The organism is Flavihumibacter sp. CACIAM 22H1 (assembly GCF_001601815.1).
In the GTDB taxonomy this organism is placed as follows: domain Bacteria; phylum Bacteroidota; class Bacteroidia; order Chitinophagales; family Chitinophagaceae; genus Flavihumibacter.
Map to the genome: position 1 here is coordinate 41,915 of NZ_LUKG01000012.1, position 22,819 is coordinate 64,733.

The 22,819-nt window shown below is 45.9% G+C and carries 18 protein-coding genes and 1 pseudogene; 3 read left to right on the plus strand and 16 right to left on the minus strand.

Going from position 1 to position 22,819, the window contains the following annotated elements; genetic code table 11:
* Positions 1 to 105 precede the first annotated feature (105 nt).
* The gene (rpoN, locus tag A1D16_RS05725; protein WP_290708326.1) at positions 106 to 1,590 is read left to right on the plus strand and encodes an RNA polymerase factor sigma-54; all 1,485 of its coding nucleotides are present in this window, start codon (positions 106 to 108) and stop codon (positions 1,588 to 1,590) included.
* Complete coding sequence (locus A1D16_RS05730; protein ID WP_290708327.1) at positions 1,590 to 2,255, plus strand: hypothetical protein; 666 nt, start codon at positions 1,590 to 1,592, stop codon at positions 2,253 to 2,255. The genes rpoN and A1D16_RS05730 overlap by 1 nt, the downstream gene beginning before the upstream one ends.
* Before the next feature lie 73 nt (positions 2,256 to 2,328).
* Here the strand turns inward: A1D16_RS05730 and A1D16_RS05735 are convergent, their stop codons facing one another.
* The 11 genes from A1D16_RS05735 to A1D16_RS05785 form a co-directional block, all read right to left on the minus strand.
* Positions 2,329 to 3,162: a murein L,D-transpeptidase catalytic domain family protein gene (locus tag A1D16_RS05735; RefSeq protein ID WP_290708328.1), complete on the minus strand. Its 834-nt coding sequence runs from the start codon at positions 3,160 to 3,162 to the stop codon at positions 2,329 to 2,331.
* A gap of 87 nt (positions 3,163 to 3,249) precedes the next feature.
* The gene (locus A1D16_RS05740) at positions 3,250 to 4,299 is read right to left on the minus strand and encodes an AI-2E family transporter (protein ID WP_290708329.1); all 1,050 of its coding nucleotides are present in this window, start codon (positions 4,297 to 4,299) and stop codon (positions 3,250 to 3,252) included.
* Between the two features lie 14 nt (positions 4,300 to 4,313).
* Positions 4,314 to 5,738, minus strand: a complete 1,425-nt coding sequence (locus tag A1D16_RS05745) for an MATE family efflux transporter (protein ID WP_290708330.1) — start codon at positions 5,736 to 5,738, stop codon at positions 4,314 to 4,316.
* Between the two features lie 152 nt (positions 5,739 to 5,890).
* Entirely contained in the window at positions 5,891 to 6,571 is a 681-nt protein-coding gene (locus tag A1D16_RS05750; protein ID WP_290708331.1) for a uracil-DNA glycosylase family protein, read from the minus strand.
* On the minus strand, positions 6,568 to 7,209 hold the full coding sequence (locus A1D16_RS05755) for a response regulator transcription factor (protein WP_290708332.1): 642 nt from the start codon (positions 7,207 to 7,209) through the stop codon (positions 6,568 to 6,570). The genes A1D16_RS05750 and A1D16_RS05755 overlap by 4 nt, the downstream gene beginning before the upstream one ends.
* Positions 7,206 to 8,267 carry a PAS domain-containing protein gene (locus tag A1D16_RS05760; protein WP_366206501.1) on the minus strand — a complete coding sequence of 354 codons (1,062 nt, stop codon included), beginning with the start codon at positions 8,265 to 8,267 and terminating at the stop codon, positions 7,206 to 7,208. Before A1D16_RS05760 ends, A1D16_RS05755 begins: the two co-directional genes overlap by 4 nt.
* Positions 8,198 to 10,972 carry a PAS domain S-box protein gene (locus A1D16_RS05765; RefSeq protein WP_290708333.1) on the minus strand — a complete coding sequence of 925 codons (2,775 nt, stop codon included), beginning with the start codon at positions 10,970 to 10,972 and terminating at the stop codon, positions 8,198 to 8,200. Before A1D16_RS05765 ends, A1D16_RS05760 begins: the two co-directional genes overlap by 70 nt.
* Positions 10,973 to 11,039: 67 nt before the next feature.
* Positions 11,040 to 12,398 carry a peptidylprolyl isomerase gene (locus A1D16_RS05770; protein ID WP_290708334.1) on the minus strand — a complete coding sequence of 453 codons (1,359 nt, stop codon included), beginning with the start codon at positions 12,396 to 12,398 and terminating at the stop codon, positions 11,040 to 11,042.
* A gap of 99 nt (positions 12,399 to 12,497) precedes the next feature.
* Entirely contained in the window at positions 12,498 to 15,548 is a 3,051-nt protein-coding gene (gene infB, locus A1D16_RS05775) for a translation initiation factor IF-2 (RefSeq protein WP_290708335.1), read from the minus strand.
* A gap of 56 nt (positions 15,549 to 15,604) precedes the next feature.
* Complete coding sequence (gene nusA / locus A1D16_RS05780; protein ID WP_290708336.1) at positions 15,605 to 16,852, minus strand: transcription termination factor NusA; 1,248 nt, start codon at positions 16,850 to 16,852, stop codon at positions 15,605 to 15,607.
* Between the two features lie 11 nt (positions 16,853 to 16,863).
* Complete coding sequence (locus A1D16_RS05785; RefSeq protein WP_290708337.1) at positions 16,864 to 17,412, minus strand: ribosome maturation factor; 549 nt, start codon at positions 17,410 to 17,412, stop codon at positions 16,864 to 16,866.
* 114 nt (positions 17,413 to 17,526) lie between these two features.
* On the opposite strand from A1D16_RS05785, the gene A1D16_RS05790 reads away from it, so the two are divergent.
* Entirely contained in the window at positions 17,527 to 17,787 is a 261-nt protein-coding gene (locus tag A1D16_RS05790; protein WP_290708338.1) for a hypothetical protein, read from the plus strand.
* Between the two features lie 177 nt (positions 17,788 to 17,964).
* Here A1D16_RS05790 and A1D16_RS05795 read toward each other — a convergent pair whose 3' ends face one another.
* The 5 genes and pseudogenes from A1D16_RS05795 to A1D16_RS05815 form a co-directional block, all read right to left on the minus strand.
* Complete coding sequence (locus tag A1D16_RS05795; RefSeq protein ID WP_290708340.1) at positions 17,965 to 18,582, minus strand: HAD family phosphatase; 618 nt, start codon at positions 18,580 to 18,582, stop codon at positions 17,965 to 17,967.
* 24 nt (positions 18,583 to 18,606) lie between these two features.
* Positions 18,607 to 19,401, minus strand: coding sequence for a DUF1080 domain-containing protein (locus A1D16_RS05800; RefSeq protein WP_290708341.1), 795 nt, complete (start codon positions 19,399 to 19,401; stop codon positions 18,607 to 18,609).
* Positions 19,402 to 19,431: 30 nt separating this feature from the next.
* On the minus strand, positions 19,432 to 21,720 hold the full coding sequence (gene bglX / locus A1D16_RS05805) for a beta-glucosidase BglX (protein ID WP_290708342.1): 2,289 nt from the start codon (positions 21,718 to 21,720) through the stop codon (positions 19,432 to 19,434).
* Between the two features lie 12 nt (positions 21,721 to 21,732).
* A complete protein-coding gene (locus A1D16_RS05810; RefSeq protein ID WP_290708343.1) occupies positions 21,733 to 22,470 on the minus strand; it encodes a GDSL-type esterase/lipase family protein in 738 nt (245 codons plus the stop codon).
* 138 nt (positions 22,471 to 22,608) lie between these two features.
* Positions 22,609 to 22,819 (minus strand): annotated as a pseudogene (locus A1D16_RS05815) (hypothetical protein); the annotation flags it as partial.

Genomic DNA, 22,819 nt, shown 5'->3' on the forward strand with positions numbered 1-22,819 from the left:
AGGATTCCTTTCACAGGTGCTCCAACTAATTTTGTAATTTACGGCCTGATTTTTGTGGATAGCGCGGATTTTCAAAAAAAACCGCATAAACCCTGAACATAACGAATGGCATTAGGACAAAGTTTACAACAGAAACTGCTTCAGAAGCTTTCGCCTCAGCAAATTCAGCTGATGAAACTGCTGCAGGTACCTACCGCCAACCTGGAGGAGCGAATAAAGGAGGAACTGGAAGAAAATCCGGCTTTGGAGCAGGGCGATGAAATGAACGAAGAAAATTTTGAAGAGCCCCGCGATGAATTTGAAACAGCGGAAGAAGAGTTTGAATCGGAAGGATCTGAGGAAGAATACGATAATATCGATATCAGCGAATATGTTTCGGAAGGAGACGATGAAGTGGGCGATTACCGCCTGAGAGACGATAATTACCCGGAGCTGGATGATAAGCAAACCACACCTTTTAAAATAGAATCTTCGCTGCATGATATGTTGGCCGATCAGCTAGGTATGCTAACCCTGGACGACAGGAAGCGAAAAATTGCAGAGCAGATCGTGGGCAGCATTGATGACGATGGTTACCTGAGAAGGGAAACCGCTTCTATCCAGGACGACCTGGCATTTCGCCAGAATGTAGATGCTTCGGAAGAGGAAATTGAAGAACTGATTCAACTTATCCAGCAATTTGACCCGGCTGGCGTGGCTGCCCGCAACCTGCAGGAATGCCTGCTATTACAATTGGTACGCAAAAAAAATGAAGGCAGGGCTGTGCAGGGTGCCATAGAAATCCTTTCGCACTATTTCGATGAGTTTACCAAAAAACATTACGATAAAATCCAGCGGGGACTTAATATCGATGACGAGGAACTCAAGCAGATTATTCAGCAAATTATTCGCCTGAGCCCTAAACCAGGGGGAAATGTAGGGGAAGTGAACAAAGCTGAAAGTTATGTAGTACCGGACTTCTTTATTTATAATACGGGTGGCAAACTCGAAATAACCCTGAACAGTAAAAACGCGCCGGATCTCCGCATCAGCGAAGGCTATCGCGATATGCTGAAAGAATATGACCGGGGTTCAAAAAAAGATAAACGGCAAAAAGAAGCCGTAATGTTTATCAAGCAAAAAATTGATGCGGCCAAATGGTTTATTGATGCTATCAAGCAGCGGCAACAGACCCTGATGATGACCATGCAAACCATCCTGGAGTATCAATATGAATTTTTTCTGACCGGCGATGAAACCACCATGCGCCCGATGATCCTGAAAGATATTGCCGAGCGGACAGGCCTGGATATATCTACCGTTAGCCGGGTTGCCAACAGTAAATTTGTTCAAACCGAATTCGGCACCTACCGGCTGAAGTTCTTCTTCAGTGAAAGCCTTAGTACCGATAGCGGGGAAGAGGTAAGTACGCGGGAGGTTAAAAAAATCCTGAGTAACCTCGTCGAGGGCGAGCATAAACGCAAACCCCTCAGCGATGAACGATTAACCGAATTATTACAGGAAAAAGGTTATAACATTGCACGCAGAACAGTGGCGAAATACCGGGAGCAATTAAATATTCCGGTAGCGCGGCTCAGAAAGGAGTTATAATGAATCAATTTACTATTGAAGCAGAACAAGGCACGGGAGGCAATAAATTATTGCGCCTGCTGGCCCACCTTATTTCTATACTTTTTCATCCGATATTTATACCTTCTTATATAACCGCGTTTCTGCTTTACCTGCATCCTTTTGCCTTTATGGGCGATAGCGAATTCTACAAAAAAATAAAACTGGTGTCTGTTTTTGTCAGCACAGCATTTTTCCCTGCTTTTACGGTATTCCTTTTACAAAGACTGGGTTTTGCCAGCAGTATACGGTTAAGAACACAGAAAGAACGGATCATCCCCATCATAGCATCGATGGTTTTTTATTTCTGGATTTTTTATGTGGCTAAAAACCAGGGCGACAATCCACCCGAACTTGTTCAGGTATTGTGTGCCAGCTTTGTTTCCAGTATCATCGCCCTTACTGCCAATAATTTTATAAAGATCAGTTTACATGGTATAGCCATGGGAGTATTGGCCGGATTTTTTACCTATATGGCCTGGAACAGTTTTATCCCCATGACTCTGCCCTTAATGATTGCGATACTGATAACTGGTCTTACCTGTACTGCCCGCCTTTTGCTGGGCGAACACAGCTCTAAGGATTTACTGGCAGGTTTTCTTACCGGGCTGGTATCTGTTGCCATAGCAGTTCTGGTCATCCAGTAAAAAAAGAAAAGCCCAATCTACGGATTGAGCTCTTGCTTAGGGGTGTCCAAGCCAGCCTTTGTCTATGTCCAAGCTAAACGTTCAATATTTTTGAATTGGCCAGGTATTTCTTAGAAGGGTGATAGATGAATAAACAGCTTCCCTGTTTAATGGTATTAATAATCCTGGTTGCCTGTTCTCTTGGCACGGCCGGGCAACCATAACTTCTTCCATTCATTTTATTCGAGCGTAAAAAATCTGACCCTACATAATCTGAACCATGCACTACGATATTGCGGGCAAAAGCTTTGTCGTTGATGCCTCTTTCCAGTCCGTCAATTTTAAGCGCCAGACCATGCTCACCAAAATAGGTGGAGCGGGTTACATAAAAACCCAGGCTGCTCTGGTGCGATTCGGGCAGGTTCGAAAAATTCCGCGCATATTCAGCGCCCGAATTTCTTCCATGGGCCACAAATGTCTGCATCAATAATTTCTTTTCCTCCAGGTCAATTACATACAGTCGTTTTCTTTTGGAAGACTGGCTGAAATCACAGATCGATAATATATCAGAACGGCGAACACGACCTTTATCAAGCAGCTTATTATACCCTTTCCAGGCATATCGGAAAGCGGGGCGCGACAAACCCTTCCTGGCCAGGCCAAGTGCCGAGTAGAGGGAGTCAGCGATGGAATAGACGGGGTCTGCAACAGCCTTCTGAGTTCTTGGAGGTTTTGTAGCAATGAATTGTTTATCAGATGATTGTGAATCTGCAGGAACCAGGCAGGCTGTAATTTCAGCCACCGATCCGGTTAGCTTAAAGCCGGCTGCCATGCTGGTGGTAACATTTAGTGGAACCATCAGATGCAGGGCACAAACCCCTGTGAAAACAACTGTTTTCAGGATACGATTGGAACGTAGTTTATTCATTGGACTATTGGATTATACTAACGGAGAGTACTTCGCAAATAGTGTGCGTATTTTTACCTGAAATCCAAAATAAGCAGTCAACAACCTTTAGCGGGCTTCCTCCTCTGTAAAGGAAATGCGGTTGTCAGCAACCGGCGCAGTAAATTCCAATTGATAAATCCGGATCAGTAAAATAAATACGGAAATCAGGAGTGGGCCAAATACCAGCCCTATAAAACCAAAGAGATCAATGCCCAGGATTACCCCAAAAACCGTAATGAGCGGGTGTACATCGCCGATTTTTTTCTGCAGCCAGAATCGGAAAATATTATCGGAAGTACCGATAACCCCAAACCCAAAAATCAGCATGGCCACTCCCCGCCAGGTATCTCCGGCAGCAAAAAAAATGATGGCCAGCGGAATATAAGCGATTGCTGCTCCGATAATCGGGATCATGGAGCCGATGCAGGTAATCGCAAACCAAAGAAAGGGCTCTTTTACCCCCAGCAGCAGGTAGCCACCCAACCCTATAATACCCTGTATAAGAGCAATCAGGGGAATACCGATCGCATTGGAAAAAACCAGGGAATTAATCTGTTGCTGCAACTGGTGCTGGTTTTTTTTGGACATCGGCAGCCATTGAAAAATATTGTATTCGGATGACCGGCCACCCATCAACATAAAATACAGGATAAAATACATGACAATAAGCGTGGTGAGGGTATTAAAGGTAGCGCCCAGTATCAGTGGTAATTCCTTGGCTGCAATTTCGCCCAATTTAGCCAGCGACTGGTCGCTGACCAGTTGAAAACCCACTTGCTGCTCCAGGTTTTGAATAAATTTCTCCAGTGCACCGATGGCTTGTTGCAAATGAAGGCCTGATTTTTTCAGCCGGTTCACCAACATACTTATTACACCGGCAATAGGCAATACAATAATCATAAAAGACAGCAGCATCAGTACCGACGCCGCCAATGCAGGCTTCCATCCTTTTACGATTAGCATGCGCATCCAACGGTTCATTAAAATGAACAAGGTAAAAGCACCCAATGCGGCCGGAATAAAGGCCCTTAGTTCAAAAAAAAGGATGCCGCCCAATAAGAGCAGCATCAATAGAAATATTACCTGTCGGAGTTTATCTGAATTTAAATAACTCATCCCCTAATTTACCATTATATCACTACATGTTTCCAGCGCCCCTTCAAAAAAAGCAACCAGGCAGCAATGGTAATGCTTGTTTCAGCTACAGGTATTGCAATGAATACACCCTGTGGGCCGAGTCCGGCAGTTTTAGACAGTAAATAAGCCAGCGGAATCTGGAAAAACCAGAACCCGACCAGGTTGATACGGGTAGGGGTTTTGGTATCGCCGGCGCCATTAAAAGCGTTGGCCATCACCATTCCGATACCATAAAATACAAAGCCCGCACTCATGATCCGCAGCGCCTGTGTACCAATGCGGTTTACTTCCGGATCCTGGGTAAAAAAGCCTACGACCCATTCTGAGGCAAACAGAAATACCAACATTACCAATCCCATAAAAATAGCATTATAGCGGGCCGTTGCATGTACAGATTCCACGGCCCGTTCGGGCTTTTGTGCCCCCAGGTTTTGCCCTACCAACGTGGCTGCTGCATTAGACATACCCCAGGCCGGCAGAATAAAAAATACCATAATGCGGATTGCGGTCTGATAACCGGCTGACGCAGCTGAATGCCCGGTTTCCGCCACCAGCCTGGCTAGGAAAATCCAGGAGCAGGAGCCAATTATAAACTGCGCAGTGCCGGGGGCAGCAATTTTAAAAAGCGATTGGATGGTGGTCCAGTCCGGCATCCACTGTGCTAACTGAAGACTAATCTGTGATCTCCTGCCAAAAAGATGGTACAACTGATACGCCACACCTATTCCTCTTCCAATTGTGGTAGCCAGGGCAGCTCCTATCAATCCCATTGCAGGAATAGGTCCCCAGCCCAGGATCAATAGCGGGCAAAGTAAAATATTGGCAATATTGGCAATCATCAGGCTTTTCATGGCCATAGAGGCATTTCCCGCCCCTCGAAAAATTCCATTAATCAGGAACAAGAGCGTAATTACCAGGCTGGTGCCCATCATTAAACGGGTGTACGGTGTTCCTATCTGAACGGTTTCCGGTTCAGCTCCCATCCATCGTAAAATATCTGGAGCCAGTAGTAAACCGGTACCGCTAACCAACACCGCCATAGCAACTCCTACCAGCAGGGATTGCATAGCTGCATGAGCAGCTCCCTTCAGGTCTTTTTCCCCTACTCTACGGGCTACCATGGCGGTAGCTGCCATACTAATACCAATTGCCATGGCATATACCAGAGACAATACCGATTCTGTTAACCCCACTGTTTGGATAGCATGCTGGCTATCGGCCAGCTTTCCAACAAAATACAGATCTACTATGGCAAATACACTTTCCATACCCATTTCTATAACCATGGGAATAGCCAGTAAAAAAACTGCGCGGCGAATACTGCCGCTGGTATAATCCTGCTCTTCGCCTTGGAGAGCAGCTTTCAAAAAGGTCCAGATCGAACCCAGCCGACGGACCGAAAACGTATTGTTTCGCATTATCAGGAAATAAAAATGAAGAATAGCCTAAGCAGGCTAAAAAAATTCCGGTTGTAAGCACCGGCAAAAAAACTGACCCTTCGGAGTCGATACCGGCCATGCCGGTAATATTAGCAGATCATAATTCGACGTATAAGAACACGAATCTAGTATTATTTTTTTATGCAATACGCCAGTTCCTCCAAATATTGAAGAATAAAATCCGCCTTATCAGCGCGGCGGTATTGCAGTATAAAACGGGGATGGGGCACAGCTTTAAGCTCTTCAAAAAACCGGTATTGCTGGTTGATGCCCTGCAGGAAGCGAAGGTTTTTATCGCCCCCGATGCAAATAGCAATAGATCGGTTTATTCCAAACTCCAGTTGTTTTTTTAGTTGCTGAACAGCATAGGGGCGGATGCGTTCCAACAAAATCGGATCATCGTAATAATTCAGATTTTTCCCGTTTTTTATAAATCCAACGGGGCTTACCGAACCCAGGTAAAACTGTTTATAAAACGCTGAAGGTCCGCCGAAAGCTTCTATTACAGCATATATAAATTCTGCAGAAAGTTCCGATGAATCACCGAGGTTATGCGGTATTCCAAGAACCGTATCCAGTTGCTTGGGGGCTGTAAAATTAATACCGGTAATTCCGGCGCCAAAGCGGCCTGGGTTTATTCCGATTAATATAAACCGCTTTTGTTCATCCGCATAATACCGGTTAAAAAACTGGCGGATCAGCTCCTGAATACCGGCATTTTTATGTGGGTAAAGCGGCTTAACTCCGGGAGCTAATCTACCCGGAGGTTTCAGATCGTTGAAAAACGCAATCGCTTTATCGGCAAAACTCAATATAAACTAGGGTTGCTATTGATAAAATTTACCAGTGCTGCCGTGTTTTTAAGTTTGAGTTTTTTAAGAATATTATGCCGGTGAACTTCTACCGTTTTTAAAGAAATATCCAGTTCAGCGGCTATTTCGCGCGAGGAATGCCCTTTCTTGATAAAACTGATTATCTGGATTTCCCGTTCTGTAAGGCTTTGAATATCCGGGCCCTGCGGCTCTGTTTCAGTAAGCTGTTCAGAAATAATATTGCGGATTTCATCACAGATATATTTGTTGCCTTTATCCACTTCCAGAATGGCTTTCACCATTTCTTCACGGCTGCTGTTCTTGGTTACATATCCATGTGCACCAACCTGAAGCATCTTTCGTGCATAGGCGGGCTGTGAGTGCATAGACACCCCGATAATGCGGGTTTCCGGGCTTACTTTCTTAATTTGTTCGGTTGCATCGAAACCGCTCATAGGAATCATATTGATGTCCATAAGCACCACATTCGGCTTTCTTTCAGCAGCCACTTTAATAGCTTCATCCGGATCTCCACAATCTGCAATAACTTCAAAACGCTCATCGCTGCCGAGGATGAAACTCCAGGTTTCACGGATAAGTTTGTGGTCGTCAACGATAAGGATTGACACTTTTTTCATTCTGGTATTGTTTTTTTAGAGGAATAAGGCAAATCTATAACTAAATGGCATCCTTTTCCGGGTGCCGTTATAATTTCTACTTTCGCGTTAAAGATAGCAGCACGGCTCATTATATTCAACATTCCGATCCCTTCTTTTTTCCGGGCCTGGTCCTGGTCAAAGCCTTTACCGTTATCTTTTATCTCTAACCGGGTCGTTTTTCGGTGATTGGAAATACTGATCAGCAGGTGACTGGCTTCGGCATGTTTCAACGAATTGTTTACCTGCTCCTGGATGATCCGGAAAAACATCAGCTTTTCTTTTGCCTTCAAACGCTTTTCTATATTCCTGTCGTATTTGAACTCTGCTAATAACTGGCGAGATAAATTGATATTGTCGACCAAATCATTAATAGAGGAAATCAGGCCCAGGTCACTGATACTGGCCGGCATCAGGGATCGGCTGATTTTGCGGATTTCATTAATAGCGTTCATGATGGTATCGGAGCTTTTCTTCAGCATGCTTTCCTGCATAGAAGCATCGTTCCGGGCCAGTTCAAGAAACAGTTTGGCCGTTGTAAGTAGCTGGTTTACATTATCATGCAGTTCTTTACCTATTTCTGCCCGTTCATTTTCCTGTACGTCCACCACGGCCTGCGCAATCTGTTGCTGCTTATGTATTTCCTGTTGCAATAATTTTTCTTCCAGTAGTTTTCGCTCGGTCATATCTTCCGTTGAACCGATCATGCGAATTACTTTCCCTTCTTCATTATATAAGCAATAACCCTTATCTACCACATTGGCATAGGTTCCATCCGCCTTGCGGAACCGATACTCGGCCTTATACAAGCCCTTCTTTTCGCCCGATGTATATTTATTGATCAGCTTTAGTACTCTGTCCTGGTCGTCGGGATGAATCTTATTCTCCCAGTTTAACGAGGAACCTGTATAAAACATAGAGGGATAACCGAATAGGGTATTGAATCCTTCTCCCCAGAAAGAGACCTGCTCTACCGCATCCCAATCCCAGATAGCTTCATTGCTGGCTTTGGTGGCAAGCAGGTAGCGTTCATTACTGATCCATAATTTTCAGCCGCCTGTTTGTTTTCAATAATCATCGTTAACAGATGGGTAAGACGGCTTAAAACGGCCATTTCTTCTTCAGTAGGTTGCCGGGCATCGAGGAAATAAATGGAAAAGGTTCCCAGTACTTCATTGCCCGAACTGATCATGGGAATGGACAGGGTTGCTTTGATTCCCAGTACTTCGGCTCCTTGTTTGGTAGAGGTTGCCAGGTCAGAGTTGACCACATCGTTGATAGCCACGGGCTGGCGACTAACAATGGCTCTTCCGCAGGTAGTGAGTTCCGGATCAAGCGGCGTGCTTTGCGTAAAGTCCCAGAATAACTGAGGCAAACTTGGCGCGGCCAGCAAAACCGCATCGCGCAGGTTATTTTTTGCCAGGCAAACTGCGCAATAAAACCGATCGCTGATAAGCTCTACTCCTTTCAATAAATGGGCCGCCAGTTCTTGCAAACTGGCCGTAGAACCGGCATGCATTTCAAGCACCTGCTTTTCCAGTTGCAGCAGGTGTTCCTGTTTTTTCCGGTTGGTAACATCTTTAAAATAAATAAAAAGTCCTTCATCATAGGGAAAGGCACTTACATCAAACCAACTGCGCAGCACATCTATGCGTTGTTCATACCGAATGGTTGAATGTTGCCGCATTGCTTCTTGCAGGGAGTGGTAACTAACCGATTCCAGGGTATTTGGAAATAGTCCCCACAAATTGGAACCTACTACCAGGTTATTGTTATGCAGCAGGGCTTCCTGGGCCACTGCATTAAACATGGTAATTTTGAAACTGCGGTCCACGGCAATAAACCCATCAGTAATACTATGCAACATGCCGGTGATCTGGTCGGAATAATGCTGTAAGGTTTTTTCAATCTCAATGTATTCGGTAATATTCCGAAGACTCAGAATTATACCCGGGATACTGGACGTAGTAAACCCTGATGCGGCTTTTAGCTCCATCCACAGCCAGGTAGCTTCCATATTCCGGAGCCGGATCCTGAGTATCAGATCCGGGTCTTCAGCCAGCAGCACTTTTTTAATGGCATTGTCAAAATGAATAATATGGTCGGGATGTACCAGCTCCCGGATGGGTTTACCCAGCCAGTTTTCAATTGTAAAACCCAGTTGCTTTTCGAAGCTGGGAGATGCGTTCAAAAGCAACCCTTCCTTTGAAACCACCCATACTATATCCAGCGAATTCTGAAAAAGTGCCTTAAACCATTCTTCGCTTTGCCGTAGTTTTTCTTCAGAAATTTTACGGTCGGTAATATCCCGGCTATTGGTTTGAATATAGATCAATTCTCCATCTTCCATAATTGGTTTGGAAACCGATTCCAGCCAAACATATTGCCCATCTTTCCTGCGATACCGGTATTGAATAGATGGGGCGTCAATTCCTTTGCTATTATTCTCATGCGCCTTACGTACCACGTTTTCGGCATCGTCTGGATGAAAAAATGAATAGGGCGATTTTCCTATTAATTCATCGCGATCGTAACCCAGGATAGATTGCACCGAGGGCGATATATAAATATATTCACCATCGGGGCGGTGCAGGCAAATCAGGTCTCTCGAATACTCTGCCAGGAAACGAAATTTTGCTTCGCTTTTTGCCAATTTAAGCGCCGCATTTTTTTGACTACGTATATCCTTTGCCGTTACATGTATTCCATCCGGTTCACCGTTTCTGAAAATTAGCCGGGAGCTGATTTCTACCGGGATGCGTTCACCTGATTTAGATATTAATTCTGATTCGTAAAATGTAACAATCTTATATCCTTCTCTTTTGATATTGCCCTGCTCAATAGCCTGTTCCAGTTTTTCTGGTGCGAAAAAAATATGAGGCGACTGGCCAATTATTTCTTCCTGTTCGTATTCCAGTAATTCGGCGGCTTTCCGGTTAAAGGAGCGGATACGGATATCGGGGTCCAGGGTATAAATAATATCGTTGGCGTTCTCGAATAAGTCGCGGTAGCGGAGTTCGCTTTCGCGCAGGTTATTTTCCAGTTGCTTTTGTTGTGTACTATCGGTTATCACTACAATCATTCCGGCAAATGATTTGTCGGCAAAGCGTACCGGCATAAAGCGGCATACAAACCAATTGGCCTGGTCGGGGGAGGCATATTCAACTGAAAATTTCAGCTGACTGTTTCTGGCCTGCCGGTAGGCATCCAGCAGTTTATCCCCAACTGGGGCCGGAAAGCCAGCCAGTACTTCTTCCAACTCCTTTCCTAAAAATGCAGCAGGTGGCAGGAAGAGTTTATTCACATCGTCCACCCAAAAATTAGTGAACCGGCCTTTATCATCCAGTTCAAAAACTATATCGTGGAGGGAGGATAAAGTGCGTTCAATTTCGTTCAACCGGTTTTCTGACTCATTTTTTTCAGAAACCGGGAAACCATACCATTGATAGCCATCGGCTTGCGGAATAATGGTCCAGTACAGGGGAAATAAAATTCCGGCATCCATCCGAAGCGATGCCCTGAAATGAACGGGTTGCCTGGTTTGGGTGGCAAAGCGGAGTAAGGCGCTTGCTTTTGAATCGAGGTGCAGTAAATCATCCAATCGGTTTCTTCCTGCCTGCAGGGCATTGGAGAGTTGGCTTATTAAACCCGGACAAATACTTATTACCCTCGATTGCTCATCGGAAAAAAGCTGGTAGCTGGTTTGTTCCTGTTGTAAGGGAGGCATGGCAGCGAGGGTGTGCATTCTTAAAATTACACAAAAAAGGTCTGCCCGAAGACAGACCATCTGCTGATTTCATTAGAATATTGTATTACTGGTTCTTCGTGATGCTGTTCATCCAAATACCCAGTTGGGTACAGGCAGTAAATTGGGGATCGATAACCAGGTGAAAGGTGGGGATCTTGCTTTTAAACCATTTATCAACGGCTTCCATCTTTTTAATTTCCAGCGCACGATCCGCTACCTTGTTATAATCATCTTTCAGGTTTTCGCGGTGGGGTTCGGTACGGGTTTTCAGGTAAATTAACCGTACCCCTTTTTTACCTCTTTCATCGGTATAGACCAATGGTTCACTGAAGCTGCCGGGATTTAATCCTTTTAAAGCCACCACCATATCTTTGTCGAGTTGGTCGATGGTGCAATAAGAACCCTGGCCGCATTGTTTCATACCGCCGGTAAATTTGGATTCGTCGGATTCGCTGTATTTCGAAACAGCGGCCCCAAAATCGTATTTATTGGCCAGCAGGTCATTACGCACAGAATCCAGTTTGGTTACAGATTCAGCCACTTCGGTATCTGTAATGGCAGGGATACGGAGAATATGGCGTACCGTAGCATCGTCGCCGGCCCGGTTTACCATCTGGATGATGTGATAGCCAAATTTGGATTTAAAAACAGGCGAAACCTGGCCTTCTCTTAAGCGAAACGCATTGGAAATGAAGGTAGGATCCATTTGTTTTTCCGTGCGGTTGATCTGGTACATACCCCCGGTATTTTTGCTCCCCGGATCATCGGTATATAAACTTGCCAGTGTTTCAAATTTGGCCTTACCTGACTCAACCTGCTGTTTGTAATCGTTCAGTTCTTCAATAGCATACAATTCCAGATCACGGCTGGCTTTCGGGTACACAACTATTTCCCCGATCTCCAGCTCGCTTTCATAGAACATTAAGCTGTCGGTAGGAATTTTATCAAAATACTCTTTTACTTCTGTGGGGGTAATTTTGATACTGGCAACAATTTTATTCCGCATTTGCTCGGCCAGGCGGCGTTCCCTGAAATTCTGGCGAAAATCTTCTTTGATCTGGTAAACTGTTCTGCCGGCAATCTGCTCCAGGGCTTCTTTGGAACCGTACATTCCAATAAACTGGCGGATCTGGTTATCGAGCATTCCATCAATTTCTTCCTCACTAACTACCAGGGAATCTTTTTCGGCCTGCAGTACCATTGCTTTTTGAGCCAGGGCTTGCTCCATAATAAAACATTCTGCATTTTCAGGTACCTGCTGCCCCTGGCGCTGTGCATCCAGTATAGCATTTCTTATATCTGATTGAAGAATGATTTTATCACCTACCACACCCACAATTTTATCCGCCACCACTTTACGGGTTTGTGCCTGACTACCTGTTGCTAACAGCCCCAGGAGTATTGTAAAAAGGAATTTCTGCATAATCTCGGTAATCCTATTAAAGTTAACACAGGAGACCAGCTCCTGTGTTAACGGTTCTATTATTTAACAAAGCGATAAGAGTCTGAGCAGCGTCTGCTCTTACAAGGTTCTTTTCACTTCTTCTTCTTCGATTGCCACAATGGTATCACCCACCTGGATATCGCTGAAATTTTTAAGTGTAAGACCACACTCGTAATTATTGTTCACTTCTTTTACATCGTCTTTAAATCGTTTCAGGCTGCCGAGTTCCGCAAAGGCGCCTTCTGTTCTGGGATAAATAAGTACCCCATCGCGGAAGAGGCGGACTTTGCTGTCGCGTTTGAGTTTTCCTTCTGTAACAAAACAGCCTGCAACGGTTGCTTTGTCGAATTTGTACACTTCGCGTACTTCCACGGTGGCCACTTCTTTTTCCTGCACCTTGGGTTCCAGCATGCCTTCCATAGCGCTCTTGATTTCCTCAATGGCGTTATAGATGATGGAATAGGTTTTGATCTGAACACCTTCGTTATCAGCCAAGCGGGCTGCCTGCGTAGAGGCCCGCACGTTAAAGCCGATGAGGATAGCATCGGAAGCGGTTGCCAGCAATACATCGCTTTCGGTAATAGCGCCTACGGCTTTGTGTACCACGTTTACGGCAATTTCTTCCGTGCTGAGTTTGATCAGGGAATCGGAAAGGGCTTCCACCGATCCATCCACGTCACCTTTGATAATGAGGTTAAGCTGTTTAAAGTTACCCAGTGCCAGTCGTCGTCCGATTTCATCCAGGGTAATATGTTTCTTCGTGCGTATTCCCTGTTCGCGCAGAATCTGTGCTCTTCTGCTGGCTACTTCTTTTGCTTCGGACTCATCTTCAAATACGCGGAAGGTTTCACCTGCCTGCGGCGCACCATTCAGCCCGAGGATCAATACCGGGGTAGAAGGGAGAGCTGCGTCCAGTTTTTTGTTCCGCTCATTGAACATGGCTTTAACCCGTCCAAAATACTGGCCCGATACTACCAGGTCGCCCTGTTTTAGGGTACCATTCTGAACCAGTACAGTAGCCACGTATCCGCGTCCTTTATCCAGTGATGCTTCGATAATGGTACCGTTGGCTTCCCGGTCGGGGTTGGCTTTTAGTTCCAGCAATTCGGCTTCGAGCAGAATTTTTTCCAGCAGCAGGTCTACATTCAACCCGCTTTTGGCACTCAATTGCTGGCTCTGGAATTTACCACCCCATTCTTCTACCAGGATGTTCATACCAGCTAATTGCTCGTATATTTTCTGCGGATTAGCGCCGTCTTTATCGATTTTGTTGATGGCAAAAATCATTGGTACACCCGCTGCCTGGGCGTGGGAAATAGCTTCCCTTGTTTGCGGCATCACCGCATCGTCGGCTGCCACCACAATTACCGCAATATCAGTAACCTTGGCACCACGTGCACGCATGGCCGTAAAGGCTTCGTGCCCGGGTGTATCCAGGAAGGCGATTTTTTTGTTATTCGGAAGGTCTACGGTATAGGCACCGATGTGCTGTGTAATACCGCCGGCTTCACCACCTACCACATTGGCGTTCCGGATATAATCGAGCAGGGATGTTTTACCATGGTCAACGTGGCCCATGATGGTAACAATCGGCCAGCGCGGTTTCTGATCTTCCGGATCGTCCACAATTTCCTCTTCATCCATGGCATCGGCATCATCCACCCCGATAAACTCCACGTTGAAGCCGAATTCGCTGGCTACCAGTTCAATTACTTCTGCATCAAGGCGCTGATTGATGGATACCATCATACCCAGTCCCATACATTTTCCGATCACCTCGGCATAACTTACGTCCATCAGGGCAGCCAATTCGCTTACACTGATAAACTCGGTTACCTGTAGTGACATATCCTGTGCTTCCGCGCCTTCCATTTCGGCCATACCGGCACGTTTTTCGCGCAGTCGACGGGTTTTCATACCCCGTCCGCCTTTCTGGTTTCCGCTACCACCGGCCATTTTAGCCTGTGTCTGGCGTATTTTTTCCTGGATTTCTTTCTGATCAATTTCTTTTACCTCGCGTGGCTGGTTCCGTTGGTGTGCACCACCGCGGTTGCCACCGCCTTGCTGACCACCGCGTCCGCCCTGATGGCCACCCTGGCCGGGGCGCTGGAAGCGGTTACCACCTTGTCCCTGGCCACCTTGCCCCTGACCACCACGGAATCCACCTCCCTGTTGCTGGCCACTGGCCTGCTGGCGGGTAATATTTTCACCTTTTTTATCAATCGGAATACGTTTCCGCTTGCGTTTTTCATCCTGGCTGGCATTTCCACCCGGACCGGCAGCTGCCGGCTTCGGCCGCGTATCACTATCTACCGGTAATTGGATTTTACCCATGATTTTCGGCCCGGTTAGTCGTTCTGCCTGTATATTTTCAATTGCCGGCGGCTGTTGCACCGCTTCTTCAGGACCGGTAACCGGTGTTTCGGGTTGTTTTACCGGGGCGTTTTCTTCTTTTTTAGCAATAACCGGCTGCTCCGTTTCTTTAGGCGCCTCTTTTTCTGGTGCCTTAGGTGCTTCTTTGGGCTCCTGCTTTTTTACCAGTTTCTTAGGACGGGTAGACGAGTCAATGGCAGACAGGTCAATTTTGTCTATGATCTTCGGCCCTTCAATAGCCGGGCTGCTGGGTTTAACGGGCTCTTCTGCGGGTGCCGGCTCCTCCTGTTTAGGTTCAGGCTTTTCTTTCGGAGCAATTGGTTCCGGCTGTGCAGGAACTTCCGCCACCACCGGTGTAACGGGCAGGGTCAGCTCTTCCTTCACCGTTTCTTTCGGCTGTTCCTTTACAGGCTGTTCAGCTTCAACTGCAGGTGCAGCTTCTTCCACCGCCGGTTTTTCGGCAGGGGCTTCTGTTTTCTTAGTTTCCTTACGGAAGAGCAATTCTTCTTCTTCTTTCTTCTTCTTTTCCTGCACACTGCCTTTGGGCAGGTCGATCTGATCGCTCTTGATCTTAGCCACTTTATCTCCCTGGAACTCTCGCTGCAAGGCATTGTACATGTCCTCAGTGAGTTTGGAAGTGGGTTTCAGTTCATCGCGATCAAAACCTTTGCTCACCAGAAATTCTACGAGGGTGTCCTTCCCAACGTTAAATTCCTTGGCGGCGGCCATCAATCTAGGTGTTGTTGTTTCTGCCATTCGTACTTATTGCGTCTGCCCCATGCAGACCTTATTTTGTTTTCTTTGTTCGAAACTTATTCTTTTTCGAATTCAGCCTGAAGCACTTTCTTCACATCTTCAATTGTTTCACGCTCCAGGTCAGTTCTTCTCTCTAGTTCGTCCACTGTAAGATCCAAAACGCTGCGTGCGGTATCGCAACCAATGCGTTTTAATTCATCAATGATCCATGTTTCGATTTCGTCGCTGAATTCATCCAGGTCGATATCGTATTCTTCGGGTTCTCCCTCATTATCGCGGAATACGTCAATAGTCAGGCTGGTCAATTCCTGTGCCAGCTTGATATTCACGCCCTTACGACCAATGGCCAGGGATACCTGGTCAGGTTTAAGGAAGACATTCACATGGTGCTTTTCGTTGTCCAGTTCCATACTGGTAATCTTGGCCGGTGTCAGGGCTCTTTGGATGAGGAGCTGCTGATTATTGGTGTAGTTGATCACATCTATGTTTTCGTTCTTTAATTCCCGAACGATACCATGGATGCGGCTTCCTTTCATACCCACACAGGCCCCTACCGGGTCAATGCGGTCGTCGTAGGATTCTACCGCTACTTTGGCTCTTTCGCCTGGTTCGCGGACAATTTTCTTGATAACTATCAATCCATCAAAGATCTCCGGTACCTCAATTTCAAGCAATTTAGCTAAGAAAGACGGACTGGTGCGCGATAAAATGATTACGGGTGAATTATTTTTTAATTCCACCTTTTTTACAACGGCCCGGATGGTCTCCCCTTTTTTGAAATAATCCTGCGGAATCTGCTCGCTTTTGGGCAGAATCAGCTCATTTCCTTCCTCATCCAGCAGCAGAATTTCCTTTTTCCAAACCTGGTAAACCTCTGCATTAATGATTTCTCCGACCCGATCGCCATATTTTTTTACCAGTACATTCTTTTTCAGGTCACTGATCCGGCTGGCAAGGGTTTGTTTGGCAGCCAGGATAGCCCTGCGGCCAAAATCCAGGATCTCCACTTCTTCGTACAATTCTTCCCCAACTTCGTAATCGGGTTCAATTTTCCGGGCTTCCGAGTAGGCGATCTCGGCCAGTGGGTCTTCCACGGCGCCATCGTCTACAATCATCCGGCGGCGAATGATCTCAAGGTCCCCTTTTTCAGCGTTCACGATTACGTCAAAATTCTCATCACTTCCATATTTCTTCCGGAGAAGGGTTTTGAATACGTCTTCAACTACTTTCATCATAGTCGGACGATCAATGTTCTCCGCCTCTTTAAAATCCTGGAATGCTTCAATCAAATTGATACTTGCCATAGTAGTGTTATTTAGAATACTACCTGAATTTTTGTTTGTTTTATATGCTCAAATAAGAGGGAGTGGGTAATCACTTCCTTTTTTTTGTTTTTCCCTTTTGTTTCTTCCACTACACAACCATCTTCGGTTACTTCCAGCAATTTCCCGGTGAGATGGCTGCCATCCAGGAGGGTGATGTCTACCATCCTGCCGATGTTTTTCTTGTACTGCCTCCAAAGTTTCAGCGGCTCATCCAGGCCCGGCGAGGATACTTCCAGCGAAAAATCACCTTCCGGAAACCAGCCCGCTTCTTCAATTTTCTTGTACAGCGCCCGGTTAAAATTGATACACCTGGCAATGGAAATGCCCGAATCAGCATCCAGGAATACTTTGAAATTATTGGTGGGTTTGATTTTCACTTCCACCAAAAAGCAATCCTCGTCTCCTTCCAGCAGTTCCTTCATGAACTGCGCTACTGCCTGGATATACGTTTCATTTACCACACTGCCTGATTTGTCAATTTCGAAAATAGAAGAAGGGAACGCTTCCGTTCCCTTCTCTTGCTTCTTTTTCCGATGCAAATGTAAGGTAAAACATGCATACGATCCAAATGTGCTGCTCCCCGGTGCTGCGCCTGATCGGAAGGGCAAGATTAACAAAAATGATCTGGCCAGAGGTTGTACCTTTACACGGCTATGTTAAAAACTGTATTATTACTGTTATTGGCCTACATCGCTTATAAATTCATTGTTGGATTTGTTATTCCGGTTACCCGTGCTACCAGGTCCGTTCGTCGCCAATTCAAAGCCGCCCAGGAAGAAATGGAAGCCCGCATGCAACAACAGGGGCAATACCAGCCAAACAATTCTACCGGTTCACCCAATGCCTCGCACAGCCAGCGCCCTGCCCCGTCGAAAGGGGATTATATTGAATTCGAGGAGGTGAGAGGGGAATAAGGGCAGGATATTATTAAATAATATTTTAATATTTTATTGGGTCATATTAGGCAGTAAGACGGGATATGCTGCTAAAATTTGTTGTGCCAACCCTCAAAACCATCTACAATAATTAAATAAAAAACAGGCCTATTGCAGGTCTGTACCTGTCTGAACCAACCAGCATCTCCTTTCCACCTACCCCAACCCCAACTCCAACACAGTTTGCCCATTGGTTAAAAAAATCCCCTTCATACCCGCTTTTTCAGCTGCCTCTACATTGGTTTTGGTATCATCTATGAAAACGGTGGTCGCTGGGTTAATACCCGCATCGCTGATCAATGCCTGGAAAGCATCGATATAGGGCTTGCGCTTTCCAAGTATATGTGAGTAATAGGCTTTTTCGAAATGAAGGTCAAAGGGTTTACCAGGGAACTCGGCACTGAATTTCAACTGGAATGCTTCGTGGTGAATGCTATTGGTATTACTGAATAGAAACACCCGGTAACGATCTTCCAGTCCCCGTAACCATTCAATCCTCTCCGGCGGAAAATCCAGCAACATAGCATTCCATGCTTTCGTAATGGCTTCATCGTCTACCTGCAACTTGGTTTCCTTACGGAAATAGGAATAGAATTCCTGCTCCGAAACAACACCGGTTTCCAGCTGCTCAAACAGGGGGGAAGCTTTGTATTGCGAAAAATATTGGTGGAAATTGGTAAGTCCGATCGACTCAAAGGCTTTTTCGGTGGCTTCAAAGCTGATATTTAGCAAAACGCCGCCCAGATCCAGGATGATGGTTTCTATTTTTTCCATATTACTAAGGTACGGCATCCTGGTTTAGCGCTTTAAGATCCGGATCGCCACCCTTCGAAAATCTATTTCCTGTCCCTCGGATTGTAATGCGATATACCCTTTTTTCAACGGCGTTCCATCCACTTTATACTTGGGATCAAAATTGGTTACAACGCCGCCGCCCACCTGGGGTTTGGAATACTGCAGCACCGTATCGCCATTGATAATATGTTTGATCAGACTATCGCCCAACACTATGGCTTCTGCGGTTACCCATTGGTCGCCATCATAGGTATGGGAGCGGGAATCTATGCAGTGCCGGGGATCAATTTTGCCTTCATAAACTACATCTGTTCCGGGTGTACAAAGATTTCCAGTGGGGCGAGGTTTACCGTCTCCAAGGCCACCCAGAAACTGCATTTCTATGGAAATCGGCCAATCCTGGTCCTTCAGCATGGTCCGGGGATCCTGGGAATGCATCATCACACCACTGTTACGATAGGTGTAACCCGGTGCATCTTCTTTGAATTTACCGGTAAACCGATATTCCACCAGCAAGTGGTAATGTGAAAATGGACGCTTAAAGTAAAGATGTGAGAACTGGTTATTAAATGCCCCGTATTGATCATACCGCACTTTGATCAACCCGTCTTCTACCCGAAAGGTATTTCCGAAATTCACCCCCACTTCATGGTGGTTGACTTTCACGATCCAGTTTCGGATATGCTTGCCATTAAAGAGTTCAATCCATTTTTTTTCATCGCTTCCATGCTGTGAAAAAGAACAGACGAATACCAACAAGGCAATCGGAACAATTGAAAAAAGCCGGTAACGGTTCATACGGCGAAGGTACATTATTTCTGCACCGGGTTAGCGTAACCAGGTGAAGTTGGCCGCCGCCGCATCACGCGAATTAGTTCCTATAAATACAGTGAATTCACCTGGTTCCCAATCGTAGCGGAGTTTATTATCGTAAAATTTTAGCAGTTCGGTGGTAATTTCGAAACGTACCTCCTTTGTTTCGCCCGGCTGCAAAAGCAGTTTCTGAAACCCTTTTAATTCTTTCAGTGGCCGGGTGTTGGTAGCTACCAGATCACGCAGGTAAAGTTGTACCACTTCTTCACCGGCATATTTCCCGCTATTGGTAACCCGAACGGATGCTACCAGTTTTTCAGCACCTTTTAACCGGGTTTTACTCAGTTTAACCGGGCTGTAATCAAACCTGGTATAACTTAGTCCATAGCCAAACGGATAAAGCGGCGTATTGGAAACATCGAGGTAATTGGAGCGAAATTTCTGAAATTCATCTCCTACAAGCGGACGGCCTGTGCTTTTATAGCTATGATAGATAGGAATCTGTCCTACATTCCGCGGGAAAGTGGCCGGCAGCTTACCAGATGGGTTTACATCTCCAAACAATACGTCACTAATTGCATACCCGGCTTCCGAACCACCGAACCACACGTTTAATATGGCGGGAAGCTTTTTATCTTCTTCCACAATGGTAAGCGGCCGGCCGGTAAACAATACCATCACTACCGGTTTGCCGGTGGCCAACAGGGCATCTATCAGTTTTTTCTGGCTGTTCGGCAGGTTGAGATCCGTTCTGCTGGACGATTCGCCCGTAAATTCAGCCAGTTCTCCCAAGGCAGCTACTATCACATCCGCAGACTGGGCCAGTTTTACGGCTTCTGCAAGCAGGGTGTCGGGATGGCGGGCATCGCGCTGCCAGGGTTTGCCAAATACACTGGTACGGGCTTCCAACGCCGAATCTTCCGTTACATTAGCCCCCTTCGCGTAACCGATTTCTACCCCTGTACCAGCCACTTCCTTTAAACCGGCCAGCAGAGAGGTAGCTTTGGATACATCGGCCGATACAGACCAGGTACCTACCATATTTTCTTTAGCGTCTGCCAGTGGACCTACCAATGCAATTTTTCCTTTCCGGGCCAGGGGTAATACTCCCTGGTTTTTCAGGAGTACAAATGAGCGTGCCGCAGTTGCGCGGGCAATGCCCCGGTGTTTGGCAGAAAAAATTTCCTGTTGTGCCCGCGCCTCGTTACAATACCGGAAAGGATCTTCAAATAGCCCGAGTTTATATTTTGCCTCCAGCACCAATCGGCAGGCACGATCAATTTCAGCCAGCGTAATTTTTCCTTCTTTCAGGGAGGCTTCCAGGGTGGTCAGAAATCCCTCCCCTACCATATCCATGTCAAGGCCGGCTTTCAGGGAAAGTGCCGATACGGCTTTCAGATCACCCAGGCCATGATCGATCATTTCATTTACTGAGGTATAATCCGATACCACCATGCCTTTGAAGCCCCATTGTTTGCGCAGCACATCAGTAAGCAGCCATTTGTTACCACTGGCAGGAATGCCTTCCACATCATTAAATGAGCTCATTACCGTACCTACGCCTGCATCAATAGCCGCTTTATAGGGAGGAAAATATTCATTGAACATTCTGATACGGCTCATATCAACCGAATGATAATCCCGACCAGCTTCTGCGGCACCATATAACGCAAAATGTTTTACGCAGGCCAGCAGGGTATTATCGGCCGAAAGGTCTTTACCCTGGTAACCTCGTACCATGGCCGCAGCAATTGCTGAACCCAAAAAGGGATCTTCTCCGGAACCTTCTGAAATTCTTCCCCAGCGGGGATCGCGAGAAATATCCACCATTGGTGAAAAGGTCCAGTTCAACCCATCTGCTGTGGCTTCCTGGGCTGCTATGCGGGCCGATTCTTCAATCCGTTGCATATCCCAGGACGCAGCCAATCCTAATGGAATGGGGAATATGGTACGATAGCCATGGATCACATCCATCCCAAAAATGATTGGAATTTTGAGCCGGCTTTGCTGAACCGCCAGTTCCTGGATACGACGGATCCGCTGCGGACTGGACACACTAAAAATTCCGCCCACTTTTCCCTGTTTAATCTTTTCCTCCACACCTGTACTAACCACCGAACCCGTAGTAGCTTCACCACCAACTACCAGGTTCAACTGGCCAATCTTTTCCTGAACCGTCATTTTTGCCATCAACCCAGTTATAAACTGGTTCATTTTCTGTTGAGCAAAAACAGGATGCTGTAGTAACAGCAATACCATTGCGGGGAATAAAACCGGGCGTAAAGCAGTAATAGCGGGTCGCATAGTGTTAGTTTTTTAGTTGCCTTTTTTTAAATACGGTCTGATTATCTTCTGCCAGATGGCATACCCTTCGGCATTCATATGCAAACTGTCTGCAGTAAATAGTTTGCCAATCGGACGACCATCCGGCCCCAGCATAGCAGGAAACACGTCAATAAAGGAGGTCAGTTTCTGGGTGGCCAGGAAGGTCCTGATCTGTCGGTTACCTTCTATGTATTTGGGTAATAACCGGTACCGGCTAGGGCTGGGTTTCATAGCCACATAACTGATCGGCACCTTGGGTAAGCGTACCCGAATATCCCAAAACAATTGTTTGAACCGGTTTACTACCGTGGTTACATCTACTGAATCGGACGAGGCAAAATCATTTTCGCCACAGTAAATAAGCACTTGTTTTGGTTTATACGGATAGATGATAAAATCCTGGTAACGGATCAGATCGGGCAGGGTTGACCCCCCAAAACCACGGTTAAGAATGGTATAACCGGGGAAATAAGCCGACACATCACGCCAATAGGTAAACGAAGAACTTCCGATTAAAAGAATTGCATTGGCTGGTGGCATTTTTACACTATCTGCCGCCTTGAAATCCTGTATATCCTTATAAAAAGCTTTGCCGGAATGGAAGGACAATACAGGTGCTTTCCCTTCTTCCACCAGGGGCGGCAGCTCCTGTGCACCTACTGCCTTATTTATAAAAAGCAGTAATACAAAGGCTGCCCAACGCGTTAAATAACTGTTTACTGGTTGCATAACAGAATAAAATTTAATTTACTTTTTGTACCGAAGTTTTTTCCGAAACACCATTTTCATTAACTGCTTCGATACTATAATAGTAAATTTTCTCTTTATCCATTCCTTTAAAATAGTATTCGTTTCCTTCGTGCACCATTATACAGTTGTATAATTTATCCGGATCGTCCCATAATAAATATTATACGCATACGCATTATCTACAGGCGACCATTTTATATAAGCACTGCGTTTGTCTTTCTCTGTCCGTAACACCAAAAATGTTTTCACCTTTTCGGGCACTGCTCCTTTTCCTTTACCAAAAACACGAAAACCTGAAAGAGCAAATTTGCCGGTTGGCATATGGATG

Excerpts from the sequence above, each read along its gene's own strand:
- rpoN (WP_290708326.1), top strand. The coding sequence starts at position 106 with ATGGCATTAGGACAAAGTTTACAACAGAAACTGCTTCAGAAGCTTTCG.
- A1D16_RS05730 (WP_290708327.1), top strand. The coding sequence starts at position 1,590 with ATGAATCAATTTACTATTGAAGCAGAACAAGGCACGGGAGGCAATAAA.
- A1D16_RS05735 (WP_290708328.1), bottom strand. The coding sequence starts at position 3,162 with ATGAATAAACTACGTTCCAATCGTATCCTGAAAACAGTTGTTTTCACA.
- A1D16_RS05740 (WP_290708329.1), bottom strand. The coding sequence starts at position 4,299 with ATGAGTTATTTAAATTCAGATAAACTCCGACAGGTAATATTTCTATTG.
- A1D16_RS05745 (WP_290708330.1), bottom strand. The coding sequence starts at position 5,738 with ATGCGAAACAATACGTTTTCGGTCCGTCGGCTGGGTTCGATCTGGACC.
- A1D16_RS05755 (WP_290708332.1), bottom strand. The coding sequence starts at position 7,209 with ATGAAAAAAGTGTCAATCCTTATCGTTGACGACCACAAACTTATCCGT.
- A1D16_RS05765 (WP_290708333.1), bottom strand. The coding sequence starts at position 10,972 with ATGCACACCCTCGCTGCCATGCCTCCCTTACAACAGGAACAAACCAGC.
- A1D16_RS05770 (WP_290708334.1), bottom strand. The coding sequence starts at position 12,398 with ATGCAGAAATTCCTTTTTACAATACTCCTGGGGCTGTTAGCAACAGGT.
- infB (WP_290708335.1), bottom strand. The coding sequence starts at position 15,548 with ATGGCAGAAACAACAACACCTAGATTGATGGCCGCCGCCAAGGAATTT.
- nusA (WP_290708336.1), bottom strand. The coding sequence starts at position 16,852 with ATGGCAAGTATCAATTTGATTGAAGCATTCCAGGATTTTAAAGAGGCG.
- A1D16_RS05790 (WP_290708338.1), top strand. The coding sequence starts at position 17,527 with ATGTTAAAAACTGTATTATTACTGTTATTGGCCTACATCGCTTATAAA.
- A1D16_RS05795 (WP_290708340.1), bottom strand. The coding sequence starts at position 18,582 with ATGGAAAAAATAGAAACCATCATCCTGGATCTGGGCGGCGTTTTGCTA.
- A1D16_RS05800 (WP_290708341.1), bottom strand. The coding sequence starts at position 19,401 with ATGAACCGTTACCGGCTTTTTTCAATTGTTCCGATTGCCTTGTTGGTA.
- bglX (WP_290708342.1), bottom strand. The coding sequence starts at position 21,720 with ATGCGACCCGCTATTACTGCTTTACGCCCGGTTTTATTCCCCGCAATG.
- A1D16_RS05810 (WP_290708343.1), bottom strand. The coding sequence starts at position 22,470 with ATGCAACCAGTAAACAGTTATTTAACGCGTTGGGCAGCCTTTGTATTA.